The organism is Nitrosomonas nitrosa (assembly GCF_003051105.1).
In the GTDB taxonomy this organism is placed as follows: domain Bacteria; phylum Pseudomonadota; class Gammaproteobacteria; order Burkholderiales; family Nitrosomonadaceae; genus Nitrosomonas; species Nitrosomonas nitrosa.
The window spans coordinates 23217-47142 of record NZ_QAOO01000009.1; the positions used below are offsets into that span (position 1 = coordinate 23217).

Consider the following 23926-nt stretch of genomic DNA (forward strand, 5'->3'; position numbering starts at 1 on the left):
TCAATACCCACTTCACTAGCCCATCAACTTTGACAAAATCCGCATCGCACAAATTCTTTGTCAAGGGCCCTGCTGGCAAATTAGAGACCATTATTACAGCACCCGCCCTCGAGCCGCGAGGAATAGCCATTATTGCCCATCCGCACCCGCTGCATCAAGGTAACATGGATAATAAGGTGGTATTTATCGTCTCTAAGGCATTGATTGAATCCGGTTACGTCACGGCTAAATTTAACTTTAGAGGTGTAGGCGCAAGCGAAGGACATCACGCTGACGGTATTGGCGAAGTAAACGATGTGCTAGCTGTTACGCAATTTGTTCGTCAACATTATGATAAAAATAATGACCTTCCTTTACTGCTTGCTGGTTTTTCCTTTGGTGGGGCTATCCAAATCGTAGCTGCACAGCAACTTCATCCCCGCATATTGGTACTCATTGCGCCATCCGTTTTGCGCTCACAAGCGCCAACCGTAGTTGATCATGCCGACAAGATACTTATCGTGCAAGGTGATCTAGATGACATTGTTCCACTCAAATCTGTACTCGACTGGGCAACCCCCCAGGAAATCCCAGTTGTTGTCATCCCAGGCGCTTCCCATTTTTTTCATGGAAAACTGCCACAACTAAAACAAACGATTATCAATGCTTGTCAGCTCTGAACCACTAAAATAAAGCCGGTTACGCCACTAAACTCGAAGCTTCTTTTAATAGAAAATCTTTAAAAGTTTTAACGACTTGTGAAAATCGTTTATTTTTGCGGTGCACGACATACCAGTGGCGCATAATCGGAAACCCTTGCACGTCTAAAACTTCTAGGCGGTGAGCGGCTAATTCCAGTTCTATGGTATGTAAAGACATGATACCCAGCCCCATACCTGCTTGAACTGCCTGCTTAATCGCTTCAGTCGTATCGGCTTCCATCCCCCGGGTAACGTTAATTTCTTGTTCTGAAAAAAAACGCTCCATGGCACTACGTGTCCCTGATCCCACTTCACGAACTAAAAAAACCTCCTGTTCGAGCTGCTTCACCGGAATTTGTCGCTGTCCGCATAAAGGATGGCCAGGTGGCGCGATAATGACGAGCGGATTTTCCATAAATGATTCCGAAACAATATCCAAACCATCGGGAGGCTGCCCCATGATCGCCAAATCAGTTAGATTATCCGCTAATTGTTTAAGCACTGCTTCACGATTAGAAACATTGAGGCTAACGGTTACGCCATGATAACGCTGGCAAAATTTTGCCAATAAATGGGGCGTAAAATAGTTAGCCGTACTGACAACCGAAATAGTAAGCTTGCCTCGATCGAGACCTTTCAGCTCGTCCAGGGCAAGCTCCATATCAGCCAATAGTTGTGCGATCGATCGACTATAGTGATAAAGTTCCTGCCCCGCTTCAGTTAAATAAATGCGTTTTCCTATTTGCTCGAACAAAGGCATTGCGATTGCATTTTCAAGCTGTTTTATTTGCAATGAAATGGTTGGTTGGGTCAAAAACAATTCTTCTGCAGCACGAGTAAAACTCAGATTACGCGCAACCGATTCAAATACTTTTAGTTGACGCAGGGTTATATGCAACATCGACCAAGTTAGGATAAAAAATGTATGTATAGATAAATCCTATCATAATCATCAGAATTATTAATTTGTTTTAATTGATAATATGGCATAGAGTTCGATTAGCGTTACAAACAGACCTTTTTTAATAATTTTTCGATTTAAAATTTCTCAATCACTGATAAATTTTATACAGAACTTTCAATAATAGGAAATTGCAAGATGGCTGTTAAAACATACAATGCAGGTGTTAAAGAGTATCGACAAACCTATTGGATGCCAGAATATGTTCCTCTCGATACAGATATTCTCGCTTGCTTTAAAATCACTCCTCAACCCGGTGTCGATCGCGAAGAAGCAGCTGCTGCAGTGGCTGCTGAATCCTCGACAGGAACTTGGACTACGGTATGGACCGACCTATTAACTGACTTGGATTACTATAAGGGTCGTGCTTATCATATTGAAGACGTACCAGGTGACGATACCTGCTTTTACACTTTCATTGCCTATCCGATTGACTTGTTCGAAGAGGGTTCGGTAGTTAACGTATTTACATCCCTGGTAGGCAATGTATTTGGCTTCAAAGCAGTACGAGCATTACGACTCGAAGACATCCGCTTCCCTATCGCATACGTAAAAACTTGTGGTGGTCCTCCCAACGGCATTCAAGTTGAACGTGACGTGATGAACAAATATGGTCGGCCTCTTTTAGGCTGCACAATTAAGCCTAAATTAGGGCTTTCTGCCAAAAATTATGGTCGTGCTGTCTACGAGTGCTTGCGAGGTGGTTTGGACTTTACCAAGGACGATGAGAATATTAATAGCCAGCCTTTTATGCGCTGGAGACAACGTTTTGATTTCGTCATGGAAGCCATCTTAAAGTCTGAGGCTGAGACAGGCGAGCGGAAGGGTCATTACTTGAATGTTACAGCGCCCACCCCGGAAGAAATGTATAAACGGGCTGAATATGCTAAGGAAATTGGCGCACCCATTATTATGCATGACTATATTACTGGCGGTTTTTGTGCCAACACGGGCCTAGCAAATTGGTGTCGCGACAATGGTATGCTGTTACATATCCACCGAGCCATGCATGCCGTCCTTGACCGTAATCCACACCATGGCATTCATTTCCGTGTTCTAGCTAAAGTTCTACGTCTATCAGGTGGTGATCACATTCACACCGGTACTGTTGTAGGCAAACTAGAAGGCGATCGTCAAGCCACCTTGGGTTGGATCGATTTATTGCGTGAATCCTTTGTTCCTGAAGATCGTTCGCGTGGCATTTTCTTCGATCAAGATTGGGGGTCTATGCCTGGCGTCTTCGCTGTAGCTTCCGGTGGTATTCATGTATGGCACATGCCTGCGCTAGTGACTATCTTTGGAGATGATTCCGTCTTACAGTTCGGTGGCGGAACTCTGGGTCACCCTTGGGGTAATGCAGCAGGCGCGGCAGCCAACCGAGTCGCTTTAGAGGCATGTGTTCAAGCGCGCAATGAGGGTCGCGAAGTGGAGAAAGAAGGTAAAGAAATACTCACTGCCGCAGCTCAGTTTTCACCAGAACTCAAGATCGCTATGGAAACATGGAAAGAGATCAAATTTGAATTTGATACCGTCGACAAATTGGATGTCACACATAAGTGATGTATTTCGGGATTCGAATTTTATGCTATTGAAAACATACGATATTCAATTTGTTGCTCTCAAATCATGAAATTCTTATTCGTTTCTATCTAGCAAGAAAGGATATATAAAAATGACTGTTCAAGCCTATAAAGCCACAAGGAAGTATGAAACTTTTTCGTATTTGCCGCAAATGACACCGGACCAAGTACGCCGTCAAATTGCTTACGCCATTAGTCAAGGTTGGAATCCTGCAATTGAACACACTGAGAAAGGAGCCAACTCGATGAGTAATTATTGGTATATGTGGAAGTTGCCATTATTTGGCGAGCAATCGATTGATGCCGTACTCGCTGAAATCGAAGCCTGTCATCGAGAGTTTCCTGATCATATGGTTCGTTTTGTTGCCTATGACAACTACACTCAAAGTCAAGGACTCGCTTTTGTTGTTTATCGTTGATCAAAAATCTATGTTAGAGGTATGTAATGAGGCAAGTCTCAGAAGGTATTGCCGTTGCTACTTTGTCGGGGCGTGATCTCGCTTTACAGCGTCGTAAGGTAATGGCGCTACATGGCAAGACAGGTTTTTACCAAAAAAAATTAAACCAACGAGTGGAAGCAGTACACAAAACCAGAAGTACTGCCTCGACCTCGTCTACGATCGATTCGGCTTTCAAGACTTTGGATTCCGAGTCCGATAGACGCTTTGTAGCTGAAACAAGTGGTCGTAGCGTTAGTCGAGAACGCCGTAACGCAATGAATAGTAAGGGAAAAGCTGCGATTAAATCCACATCCAGCATGCCGAGTGGCCGTAGACGATCGTCGCAGCATCATATTGTTACCAGTAACAACCCTTTAACAAAAATCGAGCATGCATTATCGGAAAAGTCATGCGGCTGTGGTAGCTGTAGTTGTGGTAAAGCCGAACAAGAATTTTCCAACGTACGCAATGCGAACGTTACGAATGTCGATCAGATAATTGCTGATACTGCGAAAATCCTACCCAATACGAATATTAAGATGGCCGATAGCCTAAATAGTCGTGTGTTTGCGCGTGCTCGGCGTGCTGCATTGGCGCAAGATGGAAAAGCTGGATTAAAGCGCGTATCGCAAGTGGCTAAAATTGCGACTTCAATGCCAGATATGGACTGGCAGACGGCAATAGTCAAAGGGGCTTCAGGTCGGCAGGTCGCCATGCAACGTCGATTGGTGTGTTCATTAGCTGGCCGTACCAATGTCAGCAAGGAGGACAGTCGCCCTTCTGGCCGCACACGTTCCACTCGGTCCTCACTCGCGCCTCAAAAGGTAGAACAAGGCCATACACTCTCCGGCCACACGGTTACGGGTACGATGGTGGAGCGAAGTAAAAAAGTGACGGGTAACGAACCGGGTTCCTGCCGTCCTATCACCGGTACGGAGTACATTGGAGCAGAACAATTTCAGGAATTATGCACAACACAGCCTGAGCCTGCACCGGCTAAAGTGAATATCAGTAGTACGCTACGCAACCATAAGATAACCGGTACTGAACTAAGCCAATCGAAGAAAATAACGGGAGATGAACCAGGTTCATGCCGTAACGTTACTGGTACAGAATATTTGGCAGCAGAGCATTTTGAAGAATTCTGTCCCAGCAAACCCGCGCCTGCGCCCTTAAAGGTTAATGTTGATTGGACTGAAAAAGAAAAAGCGGTTACAGGTACTTCAGTGATCAATACCGAAAAGGTAACGGGAAACGAACAAGGATCTGATCGTGCTATTACTGGTACAAACTATACCCGACAATCAAGAGATACCGCTCCTGATAAAGTAGTGATCTCACACACTAGCCATGGCCGTCCAGTGACAGGTACCGCTGTAGGTCATACTAGCAAGATCACAGGTGATGAATCAGGCGCTTGCCACAATCTCGTTACCGGTACCGAATATCTTTCAGCTGAGCAATTTAAAGATATTTGTCGTTCCGAACCACCCGCTACTCCTCATAAAGTCAGTGTGATGTCTTCACGTGGCAATCTGCCGGTATCAGGGACTGAGGTAGGTCGTTCCAGCAGTGTTACTGGCGACGAGGCAGGTTCTTGTCATTCAATTACTGGCACTCAATATTATACCGTTTCCGACTTTGGCGAATTATGTAACGTTAATGGACCTCGCAAAGTAAACTCTATGCAAACTTTGACAAATCAAACAGTAACTGGGACGGAGGTAGGCCATAGCCCAAAGGTAACCGGTGACGATAAAGGCGGGTGCAAACCCGTCACCGGAACAGATTATGTCGGTGCAAACCCAGAGGGTTGTACTGTCAGCACCCCGATTTCCCCTGTTGCCAAAGTATTGGTAGATCAAACCTGGCGCGGACAATCAGTTACAGGAAGTTATGTAGGTCGTTCCCAAAAAGTTACAGGCAATGAATATGGCGAGTGCACGCCTATTAGTGGCACACCTTATATTGGGCGCAACCAATATAGTAATTTTTGTGAATCTTCATCGCTTGTTGCTCAGGAAGCAAATCTCCCAGCCAGCGCTAACATATCGGCTATTGCAGTAACGGGTGATCGGCCTGGTGCTAATGGATCAACAATGACCGGTGATGATCGAGGTATCTGTGAGTTGATTACAGGCACACCTTATATCGGTGCAGATAATATTGCTAGCAAATGCCTATCGAGTGGTCGTTTTGTTCCTAGAGCGCGCGCTTCGAAAGAGTCTACATTACCGCCCCCTCCTGCTGATTTCAGTATCAAGACACCCGCACGACAAGCTCAAGAGCGACGTAACGGCAATGACACTATTACAGGCTGTGTTTACACCGATGAGCGCATAACAGGCCCGGTCAATAAAGCTGGCGGTCTCATTACAGGAACACCCGAATTTCGTCATCGTGATAGCAAAAATCAGCAGATAGAGCAGGAAGTAACGATAGCCGCTGCCCAACGGCTGACTGGCGAAGGCAATCAGACCGGAAGGCCTATCACAGGTGATGCGTGGTTTGTTCAGAATCGTGTGACAGGCACTGAAGGCGCCTCTTCTTTGACGCGTAATTTATCAATACGAGGAGAACCTCGTGGTGGTGGTATCAATGCACAGCAATTCCGTGAAATGGAACGTCCTTCTGTGCCGGAAAGCCGTATTACCGGTTCAGCTGGAAGCGCTACAAAAGGCGCTGTCGTGACAGTTTCTGGTGGGGCACGTGCTTGAAAGGTAGTTAAATGAACACACGCAAAAATAAACTAGCTGCACGGAGGCGAATGACCAAAATGAGTATGGCCGAAAATTTTTCTGTTGATACCGTACCGCATATTGAACCAATCTGTACTGTTGGTCCAAACCAGAGTTGCAGGCACTCACTCGTTGATCAAGAGCTCAATGAATTTTTACATATTTATGAGGAACTTGTTCGCAGCCGTTTTTCAGCGATTACAGATACGCTAAAAACGCTTTCGATATATCAGCATGAACTTGATTTCGTGACTCGAGCACAGCGTATTGCAATGGATCATTTGCATTATAAATTGCCTTTGAATTTGCTGGAAGATTCGTGGGTATCGGGTCTCAACCTACGTGCGTTGCATTCATACTGTATTTTTCGCAGTTTCAAAGAATGTATCGCTAAGGCACGCTTTGACCAGGCCTCTTGGCGTGAGCGCAATGCTTTAAATACAAATTTCTTACATTCCTGCGGTTATCACACAGTGAATATCAGCCCCTGTGCGGATGGCCGTCTGCAAGGATTGTTATCCTTTGTGCTACGTCTCGTGCCAAGCGAAGCGGTTTATGTCAAGGCCTATGCAGGTGCTATGTTTAATATCGAGGAAGATATTACCAATTGGGCACATCGTGAACTTGAACGACTGACTGGCGGCCTCCCAGGTGATGAAGATAGAAACTACTTAAAAATAGCGGTATATCACTACAGCAGCTCTAATCCCTCCCACGAGGGTTGCGCTGCACATGGGAGTGACAATAAGAAAGCAGTCGAAGCCGCGCTGATGAGACTTAATGAATTGCGTGCCGCCATAAATAATACTTATGGCCGCGGAGCAGCACCCGATATTCTTTTAATTGGGGTTGATACCGATATCGATTCTATTCGTGTACACATTCCGGATGCAAACGGTGATATCCATTCTCACCGCTTTGTCGATAGTGGTGATCTATATCGAGAGTCGCTAGGTATGACTCAGGAAGCTGCTCGGATGTATATTGCTGATGCAGTGACCAAGGCAGAATGCCAAAATGGATTAATCCATAATAAAGGAAAAATGGCAGCAGGCATGCGAAGCCTGGTGTTTGGACTCCTTGAGGCCAATCTATCGCAAATTGAATATGTAATTCAATATCATGCTGGGCGTTATGCAGTAATTGGGCATAACGAGCGTTTCATCTGCGCTGGGGAAGCCATGAATGAATTGCATTTGCGCAATAAGTTTTATTTTGCTCATCTCAACACAGTTGAAGAAGGTGCAATCCACTTAGATGTTGGTATCAAGATTTTTACTAATCTTAATATCAAACATGGCTTGGCGATTCCTATACTCGTGCATTATCACTACTCCTCGCGTGTACCGGGTGCCCGCGAACGGGTGATACAACGCTGCAGGCGTGTCAAGGCAGCCATAGAGGCTCGTTATTCACAACTCCATGAAAAAGGCCTGCTTTATTGCCAGATTGCAATAAGTGATAAGGCCGGCAGTGAACGCTGCACATTCATTGAAGATGAAATCATAGAAGCTGAGCATTAACACTGTTGTTTTGTCGAGGTCGTTTTTATGAGAATCATGAGAGTTGAAAAAACGCTTGTATCAACCAACCGCATCAAAGAAATGGGACATCGTCCCCTCTTGGTTGTTAGAGACAAGATAGGAGGGACACCCAGCGTAGCTGTCGATGCAGTTGGCTGCATTCCAGGTGATTGGGTGATATGTGTCGGCTCGTCCGCTGCACGCGAGGCGGCGGGTAGTAAAGAATTTCCAAGCGATCTAACCATTGTTGGCATTATTGATCAATGGGAGGAAGAAAAATCCTAATGGAAATCATGCTTGTAAAAGATGAGCTTGTATGCACTCGTCGTGTACCCGGTATCAAAGCAGCATCCCTTCGGGTACTAGAGAATCGCGCGGGTAGTTTGGTTGTGGCGACAGACCCTGTCGGTGTGCCAGTAGGTAAATGGGTATTCACGACAAGCGGTAGTGCAGCACGATTGGCAATGCCTGATCGAACGATATTAACCGATCTGACCATCTGCGGCATCATCGATAATTGGGATAATTAAGATGAGCGAAACAAGTTTTATTAATTGAACAATATACATTACTTTTTAATTTTGCTTGAAGAGGAGTAACAAAACAAAATGGCTAATATGACTGGTGTAGCACTTGGCATGATAGAAACTCGTGGTCTGGTTCCCGCGATTGAGGCAGCAGATGCCATGACCAAAGCTGCTGAAGTACGATTGATCGGACGACAATTTGTCGGTGGTGGTTATGTAACCGTACTGGTACGAGGTGAAACAGGTGCCGTGAACGCTGCAGTCCGCGCCGGAGCAGATGCCTGTGAACGTGTCGGTGATGGCCTCGTGGCCGCACACATCATCGCTCGTGTACATAGTGAAGTGGAAGGCATCTTGCCAGCTGCTCCTTCTGCTTAAATTTTATCAACATCGCAGCAAGTGTTTTATTTTAGGAGTTTTTCAAAATGGCTAATATGACTGGTATAGCGCTTGGCATGATAGAAACTCGCGGTCTGGTTCCCGCGATTGAGGCAGCAGATGCCATGACCAAAGCTGCTGAAGTACGATTGATCGGACGACAATTTGTCGGTGGTGGTTATGTAACCGTACTGGTACGAGGTGAAACAGGTGCCGTGAACGCTGCAGTCCGCGCCGGAGCAGATGCCTGTGAGCGTGTCGGTGATGGCCTCGTGGCCGCACACATCATCGCTCGTGTACATAGTGAAGTGGAAGGTATCTTGCCAGCTGTTCCATCTGCTTAAATTTTATCAACATCGCAGCAAGTGTTTTATTTTAGGAGTTTTTCAGAATGGCTAATATGACTGGTATAGCGCTTGGCATGATAGAAACTCGCGGTCTGGTTCCCGCGATTGAGGCAGCAGATGCCATGACCAAGGCTGCTGAAGTACGATTGATCGGACGACAATTTGTCGGTGGGGGTTATGTAACCGTGCTGGTGCGAGGCGAAACAGGTGCCGTGAATGCTGCTGTGCGCGCCGGAGCAGATGCCTGTGAACGTGTCGGTGATGGCCTCGTGGCCGCACACATCATCGCTCGTGTACACAGTGAAGTGGAAGGTATCCTGCCAACGAAATTGGAAGCAGACGGCGGCGGGCGTGATGCTGAAATTACTTCAACTCGCAGCTAATACGTAAATCGATGAGTGTAGATTCGCGTACGCTAGGCTGGTTAACGCGGGCGCTCACTCACGAAATGAGTGCAGTGCAACAATATCTTGCACAAAGTGTACTTGCTCGTTTATGGGGTGATCCGATCAAAGCAGAGAAATTTCATCAAGAAGCGATTGAAGAGCTCAAGCATGCTGAGCGCCTGATGGAGCATTTGATCCTGCTTGGTATTGCACCTTCAGCAGGTAATTTGATGCCTGCCCGTCTCGGACGAAATTGGGATGAAATGCTGGCAGCTGATCATGTGCTTGAAGTAAACGCCGTACATTTATACAAGGATGCGCTATTGCATTCTCAACGTATACGTGACTCAGTAACAGCGGCATTGCTGGAATCTATTCTGTCTGATGAGATTGCGCATATCAAAGAAATTGATAGCATGAAAATGGAGCAGAATGAACGTAGCTAAAGTGCCTGATGGATGGGAATCACGAGGTAAACCGCCAACATTGTTTAGACGCTTTGTGTTTGGGCGTTATAACGAGACACGTGATTTCCTTGATGCATTAGCCGCGCTGACAGATGAAGCAGGATTGCACCCGCAGAACATCAATTTTGCAAGCACTTACGTCAATATAACCTTGGATGCAAATGATAGTGGAGAGTTGGGTGAAGCTGAATTAAGTTTAGCAACGCGCATCAATCAGCTTTATTTGAAAAAAAGCGATTGACTATGGCTCCCTATATCATCGCAATTATTAATCAAAAAGGAGGCGCTGGTAAAACGACTTTAGCAATGAATTTGGCAGCTGGATTATCTCAACGCGCTAAAACTATCGTGATTGATCTTGATCCACAAGGTTCTTCTCTACAGTGGGCGGACATGGGCAAGGATGTGTTTTCCACACCGGTGGAAGCACTAGCAGGAAATTGGAGTACCTTTGATTTAAAACATAAATATCAAGTATACCAATATATTGTGCTTGATTGTCCTCCTTCGCTGGACAGTCATACATCCCTGCAAGCTTTGCTAGCTTGTGATTTAGCATTAATACCTGTCCTGCCCTCTCCAATTGATCTTTGGGCAAGTATAAGACTCTCGCAGGAAATAGAGAAAACCAGAGAAATTAACCCGAATATCCAGGCCTTTCTTGTTATTAACCAGCTTGAAGCGAACAGCGCACTTTCAAGCGCTATGTATGATGCACTTAAAGAATTCAATATTCCTGTACTTAATACAATGATTCGCCGCCGCGCTGCGTATCGCAGTGCGGCACTTGAAGGGGTATCAGTTTATCAAATGAAGGGGCTCGGCAAACGAGCGGTTGAAGAAATTGAAGCAATTATTAATGAGGTCATTCCATTATGAATAAAATCAAAGACAAACTCACCTCAAGCGTGCGTCAAGCAAAGGCCACTCTGCAACCCAAACCTGAAAATGTTATTTCTGAAGATCAGCTTCCCGCTGAAACAACTCTAGACAAACCGTCAACTGAAAAGCGAGCGCCTGCGTCTGTCGGTAGCGTTCGTGAGAGTAGCGGCGAGTTGTTTCCAGATCGTGTCTGGCCAGATTGAGTAAAAGGAAGTTCATCATGCACAATCAGACATTCATGCGTACTTATTCCCCTCGACAAGAAGCATTGGCTCGAAAAGCTGCTCAACAAAGAGATAATCAAAGTTTTGAGAATCTAGCTTCCTCTGATTTATTGACGCAATACCGCATCAAAAGTGAACCATATTATCGCATGGTTGCCGATGAAATCGAACTTTATGAAGCTGCTTACTCTGTACGGATGCCTATTATGCTGAAAGGGCCAACCGGATGCGGCAAAACGCGTTTCGTAGAGTATATGGCTTGGAAGCTTAATAAACCATTGATCACCGTTGCTTGTAACGAAGATATGACCGCATCTGATCTTATCGGCCGTTACTTACTCGATGCAAGTGGAACACGCTGGCAAGATGGTCCGCTGGCAGTTGCTGCCCGCTACGGAGCAATATGCTATCTTGATGAAGTGGTAGAAGCTCGCCAAGACACAATTGTAGCCATACACACACTGACAGACGCCCGACGCATGTTGCCTCTCGAGAAAAAGGGTGAGGTCATCGAGGCTCATCCGGACTTTCAATTAGTCATATCCTACAATCCAGGCTACCAATCACTTATGAAAGATCTCAAGCAGTCAACTAAACAGCGATTTGGCGCACTTGATTTTGATTATCCGGAACATGATATTGAGGCAGAGATTGTCGCTCATGAATCAGGGATAAATCTTGATATTGCAAAAAAACTTGTTCACATAGCTGAACGTGCACGTAATCTAAAAGGCCATGGATTGGATGAGGGTCTGTCAACACGTATGCTAATTTATGCCGGTTCGCTCATCTATAAGGGTGTACAACCACTGGCTGCATGTCGTGTTGCACTCGTTCGCCCCATCACTGATGACCCTGATATGCGAGATGCTCTAGATTCGGCTGTTACAACTTATTTCTAATTTAGTTAAAAGAAGCAGCAGTCATATTAAAGAAGATACGCATTTAACTAATTTGTCACGCTATTTCTCCAATGACTATTCACCTTGAAGAATACCAAGCGCTCCTTGATGATTTGCCGAGCAATTCACAGGATGTACTCCGTGCATCCTGGAAAGAGGCAGCCAAGGTTTTTTCTTCGCGTGGTCTAAGTAACTATCTAAAAGGTGCTCTGGCGCTGCATGATCTTGGGCGAGGAGAAGATCTAGTTGTTACTTTCATTCAAGAGATACCACAAGTAGCGTATATCATTGGTGAGGACATTCTGCCTGAGATCGTTAGCTTCTTGCTTTCAATGTCTTCTAAAACATCAAGTGAAATACTCGCCCTAATTGTGAGTACCGCTCCCTTAGCTGCTGAGAGATTGGGAGACGAAGAACTTTTCCGTAACTACCTCAGTGTGCTCTCTATCATGTTGGCTCAGGCACCGCGAGGCTTACGCCCTATGTTAGAGAAACTCGGACTGCTTCTGAACCAGCTTACGCTTGGGGGCCTTCGTCGTTGGGTACAGTGGGGTATTCATGCATACAAGACAGATTTTGAAGGGCAAATTGGTTATTTTTCTCTGCAAAGCCCTGATGCGCTATCAGTTCTGCAATCCGAACGAAAAGGTACGCTGTTCGTAGATGTACAGCGCCGTCTCAACATGTATCTTCGGGCGATGTGGGGGCGTGATTTTTTCTTGCGCCCAACATCGGGGGACTATGAAAACCGAGACGGTTTGAAGCCTTATATCAGCAATTATATTATTTATATTGCTGATGCCTATGACGATTACCAACCCGAAGGCGATACAGTACCGCCTATGTCTGTGATTCCGGGAACTGAAATTTATCGAGCAATCGTCAATCACTGTGCAGCACACCTGGTTTACACCCTTAAGCCTTTGTCGATGCAGATGTTGAATACGACTCAAATAGCCATTATTGAAGCTATTGAAGATGCGCGTGTGGAGGAACTAGCCTGTCGCCAGTTTCCAGGCATGCAGAATAGCTGGCTAGCTTTGCACCCACTTCCTGACTATAGTGAGCCAAAAACAGTGGGGGATTTGCTAAATCGGCTGGCGCGAGCACTGCTCGAGGAAAACAGTGCTGACCCTCATCCGTGGATACAAGAAGCTATTGAGCTTTTCAGGACAGCGCAAAACCTCGATACTAATCAGTCAAGTTGGAATATCGGTGTAGAGCTAGCTTATCGTTTAGCTAAATTCCCATTACCAGAATACAATCCGCGCACTGATTTTCTACGTGCGATTTACCGGGATGATAATCGAGTAATCTGGGAATCTGAAGAATATAATGAAATGGAAGCCTTTGAAACGACATGGATGCCCAAGCAGACTCGTAAGAAGGTTAGCGTTATGGAAATGGTCAATACGCTAGATAACGAATTTGCCGGTGACGATGCAGAAGAAATATGGGTACTCCCCACAGAGTTCTGGTTAGATCAAGAAGGTACAACGATCAATTCTCTAGAAGGTAAAGAACCCATATCAGATCCCCATCACTATCATGAATGGGATTATCAGATCCAGTTGGAGCGGCCCAGTTGGGTAACTGTACTAGAACGCCGTCCGAAACTTGGTGATCTCGATCTGATAAATAAGATTATAGAGGATAATAAACCGATCATATCTCGGCTTAAATTCATTATCGATTCCATGACACCTCATGGCATGCAACGAATCCGACGTGTTGAAGATGGTGATGAGCTGGACATTAATGCCGCCGTGCGTGCTATGATCGATATCCGCATGGGACAGCAGCCGGATAACCGCTTCATGATCCGTCATAAACGAAACCTGCGTGATATAGCGGTTATGGTACTGTTAGATATGTCTGAGTCCGCCAATGACAAGGTACGCGGCCATGATTACACGGTAATGGATCTCACTCGTGCTGCCACCGTCCTCCTGTCAAACGCGCTTGATCGTATCGGCGATCCTTTTGCTCTACACGGTTTCTGTTCCGATGGACGGCATGACGTGCATTACTTTCGTTTCAAGGATTTCAATGAGCCTTATGATGACCTTGTCAAGGCACGTTTAGCGGCCATCCAAGGTAGTTATTCGACACGAATGGGCGCTGCTCTACGTCACGCAGGCTCGATACTCGGTCAGCAACCCAATGCTAAAAAGATTTTATTCGTAATTACGGACGGTGAGCCTGCCGACAGTGATGTACGCGATCCTCAATATCTTCGATTCGATGCTAAGCGAGCTGTAGAGGAATTAGTGCGTGCTGGCATCTCGACATATGCCATTTCGCTTGATCCGGGTGCTGACCAATACGTTTCACGTATCTTTGGTATAAACAATTTCACAGTCTTGGATCATGTGGAGCGACTCCCTGAGAAACTACCAATGTTATATATGGGACTCACGCACTGAGAAATCATGCATATCTCTTTGCGTACTTTTGTTTTTATCGATGCGCTACAGCCGCAGCTCGCATCTTATCTAGCGACTTCATCTCAGGGTTTCCTCCCTACACCAGGCGATGCTTGTCTATGGATTGAGGTTGCGCCTGGTATGGCGGTGCATCGTCTATCAGATATTGCCTTGAAAGAAACGAACGTGCGTATGGGTGAGCAGGTCGTCGAGCGTTCATTTGGTTCTATGGAAATTCATTATCGCAATCAAAGTGATGTGCTCGAAGCAGGAAATATTATTCTACGAGAAATTGGTGCCAATATTGAATCACGCATGGCTTGTCGGATTGCATGGAATGAGATTATTTGCTCTATCACACCTGATCACGCAACGCTCATTAATCGTCAGCTACGTAAAGGCTCTATGATCTTGCCAGGCAAAAGTATGTTCATATTGGAAGTCGAGCCTGCAGGCTATGCCATTTACGCAGCTAATCAAGCTGAAAAAGCGGCCCATGTTACGCTTATCGACGTTAAGCCCTTTGGCAACTTCGGTAGACTTACCATGATGGGTAACGAAGCTGAAACGAGAGAAGCTGCTTTAGCAGTAGAAAAGGCTATTGAACAAATAAATAAACAAGCACGTAAAGATTAGCAAGACGAAAAATTAATTTACTGCCATAGATTGAACTAATTGATGAAATACACGGTGATTTTTCCTCACTAGAGTGTGAGTAAATATGGAAATTAACTCTATTACTAAAAAGCTACTGTTTAATACCATTCGTATTGATACTGTTCTCAATGACGGCAGCGAAGGTTCAGGAACAGCCTTTATTGTAAGCCATAATCACGCGAACAGTTCATATACCTTCATCGTAACCAATCGACATTTGGTAGACGACGTGCAACGTGGCGGCCTTGTATTTACCCAGAAACGTAGTGGACTACCCCTATTCGGTAAGCGGTTCCAGCTAAATATAGATGATTTCTCACATGCATGGTACCTGCATCCAGACCCGGATATCGATCTTGCAATTATTCCATTACGGCCTCTTGAGCGAGCTGCGAATGATCAAGGGGTAGAGCTATATTACCACACGATCGATAGTCGATTGGCGCTGGATGCTATGACTCTACGTACACTTGACGTACTAGAAGAAGTATTTTTTATCGGCTACCCAAGTGGCGTGTGGGATCAAGTAAATCTTATGCCGATTCTTCGCCGCGGTACCACAGCAACACCTATTGCGCTTGAATTTGAAGGCCGACAGGAATTTCTCATTGATGCTGCCGTATTTCCTGGCTCCAGTGGAAGCCCTGTCTTCATTAACTACTCAGATACGCTAAGATTGACGCGACATACTAACAATAAATTACTCTTCGCCGGTATCGTCACTGCAGTTTTTTTTAGAGAAGAAGCTAATCATCTTATTCCTATTCCAGTTCCAGCCAATAATCATAGTATTGTCATGGGTTCTGAAATGATTGACCTCGGTCTTGTCATTAAAGCACAGGTAATTATTGATCTAATCAATATCTATTTAAGTGAATACGGATTTCAGAATTGAATAGCGTTTCAGTAATTACCGCTATCCAAGGGACCTCTCACTCAATGCAACATACACGGCAATTAAATGTGTTAACGCTATTGCGCTTTATTGTGAGGAAATAGTATGGGTACGCTTCTTTAGCAAGTAAAATTGTAAGCGCACAAAATTGGCGAGAGAGATTGACTTGGTTTACTCTTTACTTAAAGTAAACCCCCACACCATAGAGTATAACGATGATAGCATTCCCAAATAGTTGGTATTGCTAGTTTCCCCTATTAGCCTACCAGCAACACTTCCATTTTTTGGACTTAAAAATGAATTCAGATTTTGCTGCCGTTGCTGAGTGATCCGATTATTGGGCTAAGTTTAAAATATTTATAGTCATCTGCAATAAGCTAGATTCTAAACCAGACCCCGGCAAAGTCTTCTCACACTCCGGCATTAAAAATCAGGTTTCTGTGATTGATCCGTCTAAGTACTTCTTTCTTCTTAAATTTTCCCGTCTACGTTGCCCACAGTAACCCACTCCAAAATAAACCAAGATAAGCTAAATTGTCTTAGATTGGTATTATAGGCACATTGTATCCCCTTAATCACCAATATGATTCATTTATTACTACTTAATTTGTGAATTTTTTGTGAATAAAATAGTCTTATTAGAAAATATTCGATTCCGGTCTGAATTTTTTTTAATAACTTTTTATTAAAGGAGATATCATGAAGCTAACGATTACTTATTATACAATTTTAATCATTCTATTAATTATCTTTGAATTGATTAGTTAAATAAACACGAACACAATTCTTAGTAGTTACCAATCAGCCAAACCGCGCTTTCTAAAGAAAGCGCGGTTTGGCTTTTTTAATTATGCTTACCTATTTAATGTAATTGGTTTGAAGTTGCATTACTGATTCTAACCCATTCACCTGTAGGTCGATAACGATAGAGCACACCTTCCTCAGGCTCCATTACCACGAGATTCACCCACTCATTATGATAATAATGTCTTAATAATTCATGCTTGGCAATTAGCTTCTCAATTTCTTTCCGTGGCGCTTCTACAACTGAAACCAGGCGCATTGGCTCATGAAATGGCATTTCCCCATTCATTACAGTCTGCCATGATAAGCCAAGGCGAAGATCACTCCAAGGCCCTGCCAAAACACCAAAATTTCCGACCACATTATGATAAATTTTACTGCCACTGCCATACACGTCATAGTCGGTTGTGGAGAAATAGTGCTCCATATTGATCCATTGCGCCACTACCTGAGGCGCGGTTAACAGGACTTCAAGGAACTTACTTTCCGTATCATAGCGATAATCATATGAATGCAAAAAGACACGACCCCGTAAATCGAGTGAATCCGTGAGTGCACGCCGTCCAATAACAAAAGCTGTATTGCTGGACAAACCCCACTCAGGTCTTACCTGACTCCAGTCTGCGCTTCTCTGAATAACATGCGATTTAGCCTCATCATATGACAAAGTATTCTCAATGTCCGCGAATCGGCTGCAGCGCTCCTGACTAGTTCTCCGTCCAGCCTCTTCTAAATACTCAATCAATCTCGCAATATCCTGTGAATGCGATAGAGGAAAATCCTCCAGATCAAAGAGCTCAACTTCATCAGTTGTCGTATTAATTTGGCCGGCAACGAAATAGGTGTCTGCAGGTATCTCAATACCGTTTTGTGCCAAACGTTCTCTAACCAAAGGATTGTTAGCCATCATGACGAAAACCCGGGCATTTGGTTTGCCTTCGTTCCCGCCACACGCGCCACAATCAAGTGCTGATTCATACGGGTTATTATCTGACTCACTTCCATGTCCGCAAATCAACACCAGCCGTGCAAAGTTACTGGTAAGACCCATTATCCGCAAAGCTGTGCTAACTGTTTGAGCTTGCTCATCCAAAGAAAATCCAGTATGCAAAATAGATTCCTTTTGACAAGAAATCTCTTTATGTTCAACACCATATTGGAGCTGTAAACGACTAATTGTTTCAGAAAGCTTATCTTTGGAAATTCCGGCCTCACCGGCTATTTCGATCAAAGAAGAAGTTAATTCTGCTTCAGAGTTCAATATATGTTGCCACAATGCATCAACCAAATGAGTCGGTATCTGCCACCGGCTTAATCCCGTCACATCATGTAGTACCTTAAATATGAGATTTTCATATTTAACTTTCAACATTTCTTCAGTTTCTGCTTCGCTAGGCTTATCAACCGTAATCGTAGTCGAAATAGCTGGAATAAGCTTCTTCTGGAGCCAATGACTCGCTTTATTGTAGAGCCTTGGTAATATCGTCTTACCAAACATCTGTATGGTATAAAACAACCCTACCGCTTCTACCATAACATAGGTAGTTATCGCATTATGCTTCAAATCATGCAGAAGCGTATGACCCGCATGAATCATACTAGTACGATGCTCATACATAGGAAGCATCTTTTCCAGATAGCTCCGTGGAATTTCGTGAACTTCAGTTTTAGGGCCAACAATAACTGGATATTGTTCAGTTTTATGCTCATGTTCCCAGAAGCTGTGACGGATTAGTACGCCAAAGAAACCTGCAAATCCGTAGGTTTGATTTGGCCCTAAAGACTCCAAATGGCGCCTAAAAGGCTCAGATCGCACATCGATACAATAAACAGATTGAGTATGAGGGCGCTCACTTACCTGCGTTTTACTATGCGCTAATTCTTCGTTTTTAACTTTTGCCTCAGCAATTCTACCGAGTAATTGTTCTTGATATCCTGCTTCAAAGGCCCTGAGCCACACCGGACCATGATCCGACTCTGGAAACGCTTTTATCCAATCAATCAGCTTCTTAAGATCTGTAGAAGAGCAATTCAGTAAATCTGCTGGCTCTATCTTCATCTCTGATGCCAGCAAGCATAGGCTTTTAGACAGCTTATTATGCGATGCCCTGACTATCTTCGGATTAGCATTGTCCCAATAATGATTAAACAAGTCATCCCAAGTAACACCTTTTCGATGAGACAAACGATCAACTTCTGCTGAATAAGCTGCTGGCAAGCGGCCTGCAATCCTCTCCCTTCGCAAAAAATATTCACGCGAGGAATTTTTCATGTAGGAAATCATTTCTGGATAGCGCCCATCAATACCAAGAAATTGATGACAATATTTGTTAACTAATTCACGCTCATACCAGAGACTCACCGCCAGGTATTGGAATAGATCAATGGGGTATGCTTCCTGCCAAACATAGTTATTTTGTTTAGCGCGCCACTTAATATAGCCAACCCAGCCGGGTAAAGCACTCATATGAAGCGTTATATAATCTCTCCACGCCTGCTGCGGAATTGCAAGCGCTTGAAGGCAATCTATCACAACGTATTCCGCATCATCAGGAAGTTGATCAACCTTTCTTCCAACATCATCGATGCCACAAGTTGCCCATTCATCAGATAGCGTAGCTTTCCAACTTCTAAAAAATCCTTTTTCTCGGCCTGGCATTTCCCAAGTAGTATAGCCCTCATCCAGGAATGGTTCGCATCTACCAATCAAATCACTCGTGATCTGATCAACAATTTGTGTATCCAACACCTGGTCACACCACTGGGAGAGGGTTACTGTTCGAGCAAGTGCTGCTTCGTCCTCCGAGGCAACAGCTTGTAGCTTTTCGGAGGCATCTTGAACTGGAAGCACGGATGCGAGTCGATCAGAAAGTGATTTGATTAGCTCATAATCCGGATCGTTGACATTACTGACACTCGGATATTCATCCGCAAAAGCTGAGATACGATTAGTCAAGCATGCGTGCAATACCTCTTTATGACCTATTTGACGCGTACCAATCGATATGTGTTCATTCTGCACTTTAGCCTCAAGTGCCGAATCCACATGCCGCGGCTGAATTCTGCCTGATTTAAAATACTCACGATACATATAATTCGGAAGGTAACCTTTTCCATTAAGAAATTGTTTACCGCGTTGTACCGCTTCATCGAATTTAAGGTATTCAAGAGAGTGAAGGGGATTATGGTGGACGAACGTGCGCATTGGCCAGAATCCAGCGATCACCTCATTAGCCAATTTAACTTCCTCACGCAGTTTTGTACGCAGGCTTTCTACATCCGCTCTCGCAACGATTGCATCTACTTTTTCCTCTAATACCGCTCTTGCAAATACATTATTAGCAGTCGTTTCTTCTATTAGTTTCATGATACAGATTCCATTAAAGTTACAATGATTGGGGACATTAAATTAGATGCCAGTTATATTGCTTGGCAGTACCCCCAACGCAACGCAAATCAATACTACAATAAGAAGAGATGCAAATTCCGATCGATGCAATTCAATCCGGCGAATCTCAAGCTGCTTTTGACCAAAGAGCATTTTTTGCACCATACTCATAATGTACCAGGATGCGGCTAACCATGCGGCGAGGATAAATATCAGCGGGATATAGGTCGTAAAAGTCGTGGTAAGAAGCATGCCTACAAACCCAGCAAATACACCAAATGGCGGCATACCCATTGCTGCCAATGCTACAAGTGTCAATAAAACAGCAAACTGAGGCATCGACCAAACAAGACCATGAACTGTCCGCATATCCACATCATCGCCATACCTGCTACATATTACCTGCCAGGAAACCATAAGACCGGTTGCCACAAATGCTACCGCAACAAGATAAATCACATTCTGAGGCGTCACTGTTTGTGATGATGCCAAGAACCACCAAAGAATGGCAAAAAAAGCAAAACTACTATAGGCCAGGATCAAGGGTACTCGAGATTGAACTAGCGCTTTGGCCGTTCCGAAAACAACACTGAGCAGGGCTATTATTGATATTGAATACGCGATATCATCCGGTACGTCAGTTATCAGATTGGCAAGATTATTCAAACCAAGAACAGGTAGTAGGAATATCAAAAATGACGGCAAGCTACCTGGTAGTCGCGTTACTGCTGTTACATATCCAGCTTGTAAGGGTAGCAGCGGTAACAATACTGCACTAACCAATAATGAAATAATTAGAGCAGTTGATGTATCAACACCAGCAGAATAACCGGCACCTACCGCAGCTAAACTGAAAATCCCTATACCTGCCCAGGATGAAGACCACAAAGGGTTCCGGTATTTAAATAGCAGATATGCATTGAGGCCAAATATTACAGTGAGAAAGAGCTGGCTCGTGAGACCTGCGCTCGTCAAAGCCCCTAACCCCAGCCCAAGGAGCAAGACAGTCATAAGCAAGCTAAGCTGATCGTCATGGCTATTAAGTTTCACGAGCAAAGATACGCAAGCAGCCAATGGCAAGAGATAAAGTAATAACGTTCCGCCAACTGATGTTGTTAACTGATCTGATAATGCAAAAGCAAGGGCCAAACTGAGGATTGTAACCAAGATCAGCCACATCTTAAGTTTGATAGGCTGGGACCAGACCGTTACTCCTAACAATCCACCCAATAGAGGTACCATTGTTAATATTAAAGAATTTGTTTCAAATGTCATTTCGACCACCCCGCATCATGCCCAACGATTCGATTTAGAACACGCATAAAAAACCGCCCTAACCCTTCATACATTTTTTCAATATAGAATCGGTTCATGGATAACCTGTATAAACGCACTTTGAACGACTCTATCCAGTCGGGCACGCGTATCGAACCTCCTCTTGCGCTAATATACAAATAAGACCAGCTTGTAATAATTACTAAAGAAACAGCAACTACAATAGTACTAAAGAGCCAGTCAGGAAGCGCAGCGGCCTTCAGATAAAACTCGACTTCAGCCGGATTTGGATAAATAAATGCGGTGAATGTCTCGGCAGCAAACAAATAAATAAATATGACAAAGAACCAGACAGATATCATGCTGGCTGACACCTTCCACGATGCCACGCCACGAATACGTGTAAGCGACAATATTGCCTGTGTAGAAGTTATCCAAATAAAGAATAGAAAAATCATCAGCCCTTGTGACTCAAGCAGTGGGATAGCGAGAACATCATGTATAGCAAGAAGAATAACCAGCGGGATCAATAGCGTAGTGACTAATCCCGTAAACCAGGTCAGAAAAGAAAACTCTGCTGGTTTTCTGGAAGTGACGATATGAGGCAAGCTTGGTTCTTTACGCGCATGATGAATCACATTGCCGCAATACAAGAATACCGAACCTTTGAAAAAACCATGTGCAATGAGATGAAACACTGCTAAAGCAAACGCGCCCAGTCCACACTCCATAATCATGTAGCCCATTTGTCCAATTGTCGAATAGCCCAGTTTTCTCTTAATATCATTCTGCCTTAGCATCATGAGTCCACCGACAATAACAGTAATCAGGCCTACCGCAAAAGCCAAATGTAATATCGTTGGGCTCAAACCAAACATCGGCGCTAAACGATTGATCAAAAATCCACCAGCATTGATAATGCCTGCATGGAGCAAGGCATGCATGGGGGTTGGTGCAAAAAGAGAGCTAGGCAACCAAATATGGAACGGAAAATTAGCAGACTTGCAGATCCCGCCTATGAAAAGGAATAATGTGATAGCTGTTGCACCGCTAATTTCTATCCCGGGAAAAGGCGTAAGCATAACGGGCGATTCAGCGACCCTTTCAAAAAGCGTGCTATATTCCAGCGTGCCGTACAACTGATAGGCAAGCACGATACCTATTAAAAAAGCAACGTCCCCAACTCTTAGCATCGTATACGTTCTAAATGCGCCTGCAAGCGTGGGTCCATGAGAATGATTATGAGCCAGGATATATAGCAAATAGCTCAATAACTGCCAAAATATGTACAGCATCATGATGTTGGCGCTGGAAACCATACATAGCAGCACAAAAACTGTAAACGCCATCAGCGATAAATATCTTCTGGCATTATAATCCTGGAACATATTGCCAACAGAGTAAGTATAAACGATCATGCCAACGCAAGAGATTAGCGTCATCATGACTGCACTCAGCCGGTCAATATAAAAACCTATCGGAAAAACCAGGGACGAGAGTGAGTCTGGATCATAATAACGGATAGTGATTGGTCCCTGTGTTGCCACATGCCAGAGCGTCAGGGCGGATCCAAGGAAAGCTGCACCGAGGAAAAAAATTGCGATTTTGGCACGTTTATGCAAGGAGCTACTGCCTCCTGAAGCTACAATAAGCGCACCTATAAGTGGAAGTAAGGGAACTAAAACAACAATAGGCATACAAACCTCATAAAGATATCCAAATTAAGTGGAGTTTTTAAAATACTATAAACATTGTTAAGGCTTGCTTAAAAAAGCATATCCGACATGCTCCTTTAGCTTGCGCCATGATTTTAAATGTGTTTCAGCGTTTTATTTAACAACTTTTGTTGCACGCTCAGGAATATCAACAATATCTTCTAAAATAGATTCCGAAGAGATATTAACAATAACAACAGTACCTCACCGCAAAGCGGTGAGGTATAAAACTCATTAGCTATTCATAGCCTAGTAACTGTTTTTTCTTAATTACACTTTATCCAAATATGAAGATACTTGGAACGATAATAAGCTTCGCTACCTTCCTTTGTTTTAGAGCAATGGTATGACTATCGCCCCAACAAAGAAACCAAAATCAATTAAAAAATGGACTAATAAGATACTACTGCTGCACCTTCAACCCATAAACAATTAGAAACAATACATACGCCGCCAAAACCTTTCAGCTTCGGCTGTAGTGATTCAACCAGTGCCTTCGCAGTATCATTTTCGCATACTAGAAACACTAGGATATTTTCCTCTTCGTTTAGAACATCCTCAGGCGTGCGATGACCCCGTGCGCCCAATCCGGAAATTCTCCGGATAATAGAATAACCGCGAATTTTATTCTCTAATAAAATATCCACTAATTCATCAATCTTCTCTGCACCAACGACAATATCAATTCTTTTCATTGCTAATGTATTCCTCATAATTTATTTCCCTTTCAA

23 protein-coding genes are annotated in these 23926 nt (G+C 44.1%); 17 read left to right on the forward strand and 6 right to left on the reverse strand.

What is annotated here, in order from left to right:
* Positions 1–29: 29 nt before the first annotated feature.
* Complete coding sequence (locus C8R30_RS06480; RefSeq protein ID WP_107789799.1) at positions 30–659, forward strand: alpha/beta hydrolase; 630 nt, start codon at positions 30–32, stop codon at positions 657–659.
* Between the two features lie 19 nt (positions 660–678).
* On the opposite strand, the gene C8R30_RS06485 is transcribed toward C8R30_RS06480, so the two are convergent.
* Complete coding sequence (locus C8R30_RS06485) at positions 679–1581, reverse strand: LysR family transcriptional regulator (RefSeq protein WP_090669976.1); 903 nt, start codon at positions 1579–1581, stop codon at positions 679–681.
* Positions 1582–1779: 198 nt separating this feature from the next.
* Here C8R30_RS06485 and C8R30_RS06490 point away from each other — a divergent pair, with 198 nt between their 5' ends.
* The 12 genes from C8R30_RS06490 to parA all read left to right on the forward strand — a co-directional run bounded on the left by C8R30_RS06490 (position 1780) and on the right by parA (position 10906).
* On the forward strand, positions 1780–3201 hold the full coding sequence (locus C8R30_RS06490; protein ID WP_090669979.1) for a form I ribulose bisphosphate carboxylase large subunit: 1422 nt from the start codon (positions 1780–1782) through the stop codon (positions 3199–3201).
* Between the two features lie 112 nt (positions 3202–3313).
* A complete protein-coding gene (locus tag C8R30_RS06495) occupies positions 3314–3640 on the forward strand; it encodes a ribulose bisphosphate carboxylase small subunit (protein ID WP_090669982.1) in 327 nt (108 codons plus the stop codon).
* 26 nt (positions 3641–3666) lie between these two features.
* A complete protein-coding gene (locus tag C8R30_RS06500) occupies positions 3667–6378 on the forward strand; it encodes an alpha-carboxysome scaffolding protein CsoS2 (protein ID WP_107789800.1) in 2712 nt (903 codons plus the stop codon).
* 11 nt (positions 6379–6389) lie between these two features.
* Positions 6390–7922 carry a carboxysome shell carbonic anhydrase gene (locus C8R30_RS06505; RefSeq protein ID WP_107789801.1) on the forward strand — a complete coding sequence of 511 codons (1533 nt, stop codon included), beginning with the start codon at positions 6390–6392 and terminating at the stop codon, positions 7920–7922.
* A 36-nt stretch (positions 7923–7958) separates the two neighbouring features.
* The gene (locus tag C8R30_RS06510; protein WP_244888069.1) at positions 7959–8207 is read left to right on the forward strand and encodes an alpha-carboxysome shell vertex protein CsoS4; all 249 of its coding nucleotides are present in this window, start codon (positions 7959–7961) and stop codon (positions 8205–8207) included.
* The gene (locus C8R30_RS06515) at positions 8207–8452 is read left to right on the forward strand and encodes a carboxysome peptide B (protein WP_090669992.1); all 246 of its coding nucleotides are present in this window, start codon (positions 8207–8209) and stop codon (positions 8450–8452) included. The genes C8R30_RS06510 and C8R30_RS06515 overlap by 1 nt, the downstream gene beginning before the upstream one ends.
* Positions 8453–8530: 78 nt before the next feature.
* A complete protein-coding gene (locus C8R30_RS06520) occupies positions 8531–8827 on the forward strand; it encodes an alpha-carboxysome major shell protein CsoS1 (protein WP_090669995.1) in 297 nt (98 codons plus the stop codon).
* Positions 8828–8874: 47 nt separating this feature from the next.
* Positions 8875–9171: an alpha-carboxysome major shell protein CsoS1 gene (locus C8R30_RS06525; RefSeq protein WP_107789802.1), complete on the forward strand. Its 297-nt coding sequence runs from the start codon at positions 8875–8877 to the stop codon at positions 9169–9171.
* A 47-nt stretch (positions 9172–9218) separates the two neighbouring features.
* Positions 9219–9557: an alpha-carboxysome major shell protein CsoS1 gene (locus C8R30_RS06530; RefSeq protein WP_107789803.1), complete on the forward strand. Its 339-nt coding sequence runs from the start codon at positions 9219–9221 to the stop codon at positions 9555–9557.
* Between the two features lie 11 nt (positions 9558–9568).
* On the forward strand, positions 9569–10006 hold the full coding sequence (locus C8R30_RS06535; RefSeq protein WP_107789804.1) for a ferritin-like domain-containing protein: 438 nt from the start codon (positions 9569–9571) through the stop codon (positions 10004–10006).
* Complete coding sequence (locus tag C8R30_RS06540; protein ID WP_107789805.1) at positions 9993–10268, forward strand: 4a-hydroxytetrahydrobiopterin dehydratase; 276 nt, start codon at positions 9993–9995, stop codon at positions 10266–10268. Before C8R30_RS06535 ends, C8R30_RS06540 begins: the two co-directional genes overlap by 14 nt.
* A gap of 2 nt (positions 10269–10270) precedes the next feature.
* Positions 10271–10906 (forward strand): ParA family partition ATPase, encoded by a 636-nt coding sequence (gene parA / locus C8R30_RS06545; protein WP_107789806.1) that lies wholly within the window; start codon positions 10271–10273, stop codon positions 10904–10906.
* Positions 10907–10978: 72 nt separating this feature from the next.
* On the opposite strand, the gene C8R30_RS15845 is transcribed toward parA, so the two are convergent.
* On the reverse strand, positions 10979–11131 hold the full coding sequence (locus C8R30_RS15845) for a hypothetical protein (RefSeq protein WP_177182332.1): 153 nt from the start codon (positions 11129–11131) through the stop codon (positions 10979–10981).
* A 151-nt stretch (positions 11132–11282) separates the two neighbouring features.
* On the opposite strand from C8R30_RS15845, the gene C8R30_RS06555 reads away from it, so the two are divergent.
* The 4 genes from C8R30_RS06555 to C8R30_RS06570 all read left to right on the forward strand — a co-directional run bounded on the left by C8R30_RS06555 (position 11283) and on the right by C8R30_RS06570 (position 16013).
* Positions 11283–12035 (forward strand): CbbQ/NirQ/NorQ/GpvN family protein, encoded by a 753-nt coding sequence (locus tag C8R30_RS06555; RefSeq protein WP_219908409.1) that lies wholly within the window; start codon positions 11283–11285, stop codon positions 12033–12035.
* Positions 12036–12106: 71 nt separating this feature from the next.
* On the forward strand, positions 12107–14461 hold the full coding sequence (locus C8R30_RS06560) for a nitric oxide reductase activation protein NorD (protein ID WP_107789807.1): 2355 nt from the start codon (positions 12107–12109) through the stop codon (positions 14459–14461).
* Positions 14462–14467: 6 nt separating this feature from the next.
* Entirely contained in the window at positions 14468–15097 is a 630-nt protein-coding gene (locus C8R30_RS06565) for a hypothetical protein (protein WP_090670023.1), read from the forward strand.
* 85 nt (positions 15098–15182) lie between these two features.
* Complete coding sequence (locus C8R30_RS06570; protein ID WP_090670026.1) at positions 15183–16013, forward strand: S1 family peptidase; 831 nt, start codon at positions 15183–15185, stop codon at positions 16011–16013.
* 862 nt (positions 16014–16875) lie between these two features.
* Here C8R30_RS06570 and C8R30_RS06575 read toward each other — a convergent pair.
* From C8R30_RS06575 to C8R30_RS06590, 4 genes are all read right to left on the reverse strand, one after another.
* Complete coding sequence (locus C8R30_RS06575) at positions 16876–20184, reverse strand: DUF2309 domain-containing protein (RefSeq protein WP_090670029.1); 3309 nt, start codon at positions 20182–20184, stop codon at positions 16876–16878.
* Positions 20185–20226: 42 nt separating this feature from the next.
* Entirely contained in the window at positions 20227–21480 is a 1254-nt protein-coding gene (locus tag C8R30_RS06580) for a proton-conducting transporter transmembrane domain-containing protein (RefSeq protein ID WP_107789808.1), read from the reverse strand.
* Positions 21477–23102 carry an NADH-quinone oxidoreductase subunit 5 family protein gene (locus C8R30_RS06585; protein ID WP_219908824.1) on the reverse strand — a complete coding sequence of 542 codons (1626 nt, stop codon included), beginning with the start codon at positions 23100–23102 and terminating at the stop codon, positions 21477–21479. The genes C8R30_RS06580 and C8R30_RS06585 overlap by 4 nt, the downstream gene beginning before the upstream one ends.
* Before the next feature lie 485 nt (positions 23103–23587).
* Positions 23588–23890, reverse strand: coding sequence for a P-II family nitrogen regulator (locus tag C8R30_RS06590; protein ID WP_258191951.1), 303 nt, complete (start codon positions 23888–23890; stop codon positions 23588–23590).
* Positions 23891–23926 lie beyond the last annotated feature (36 nt).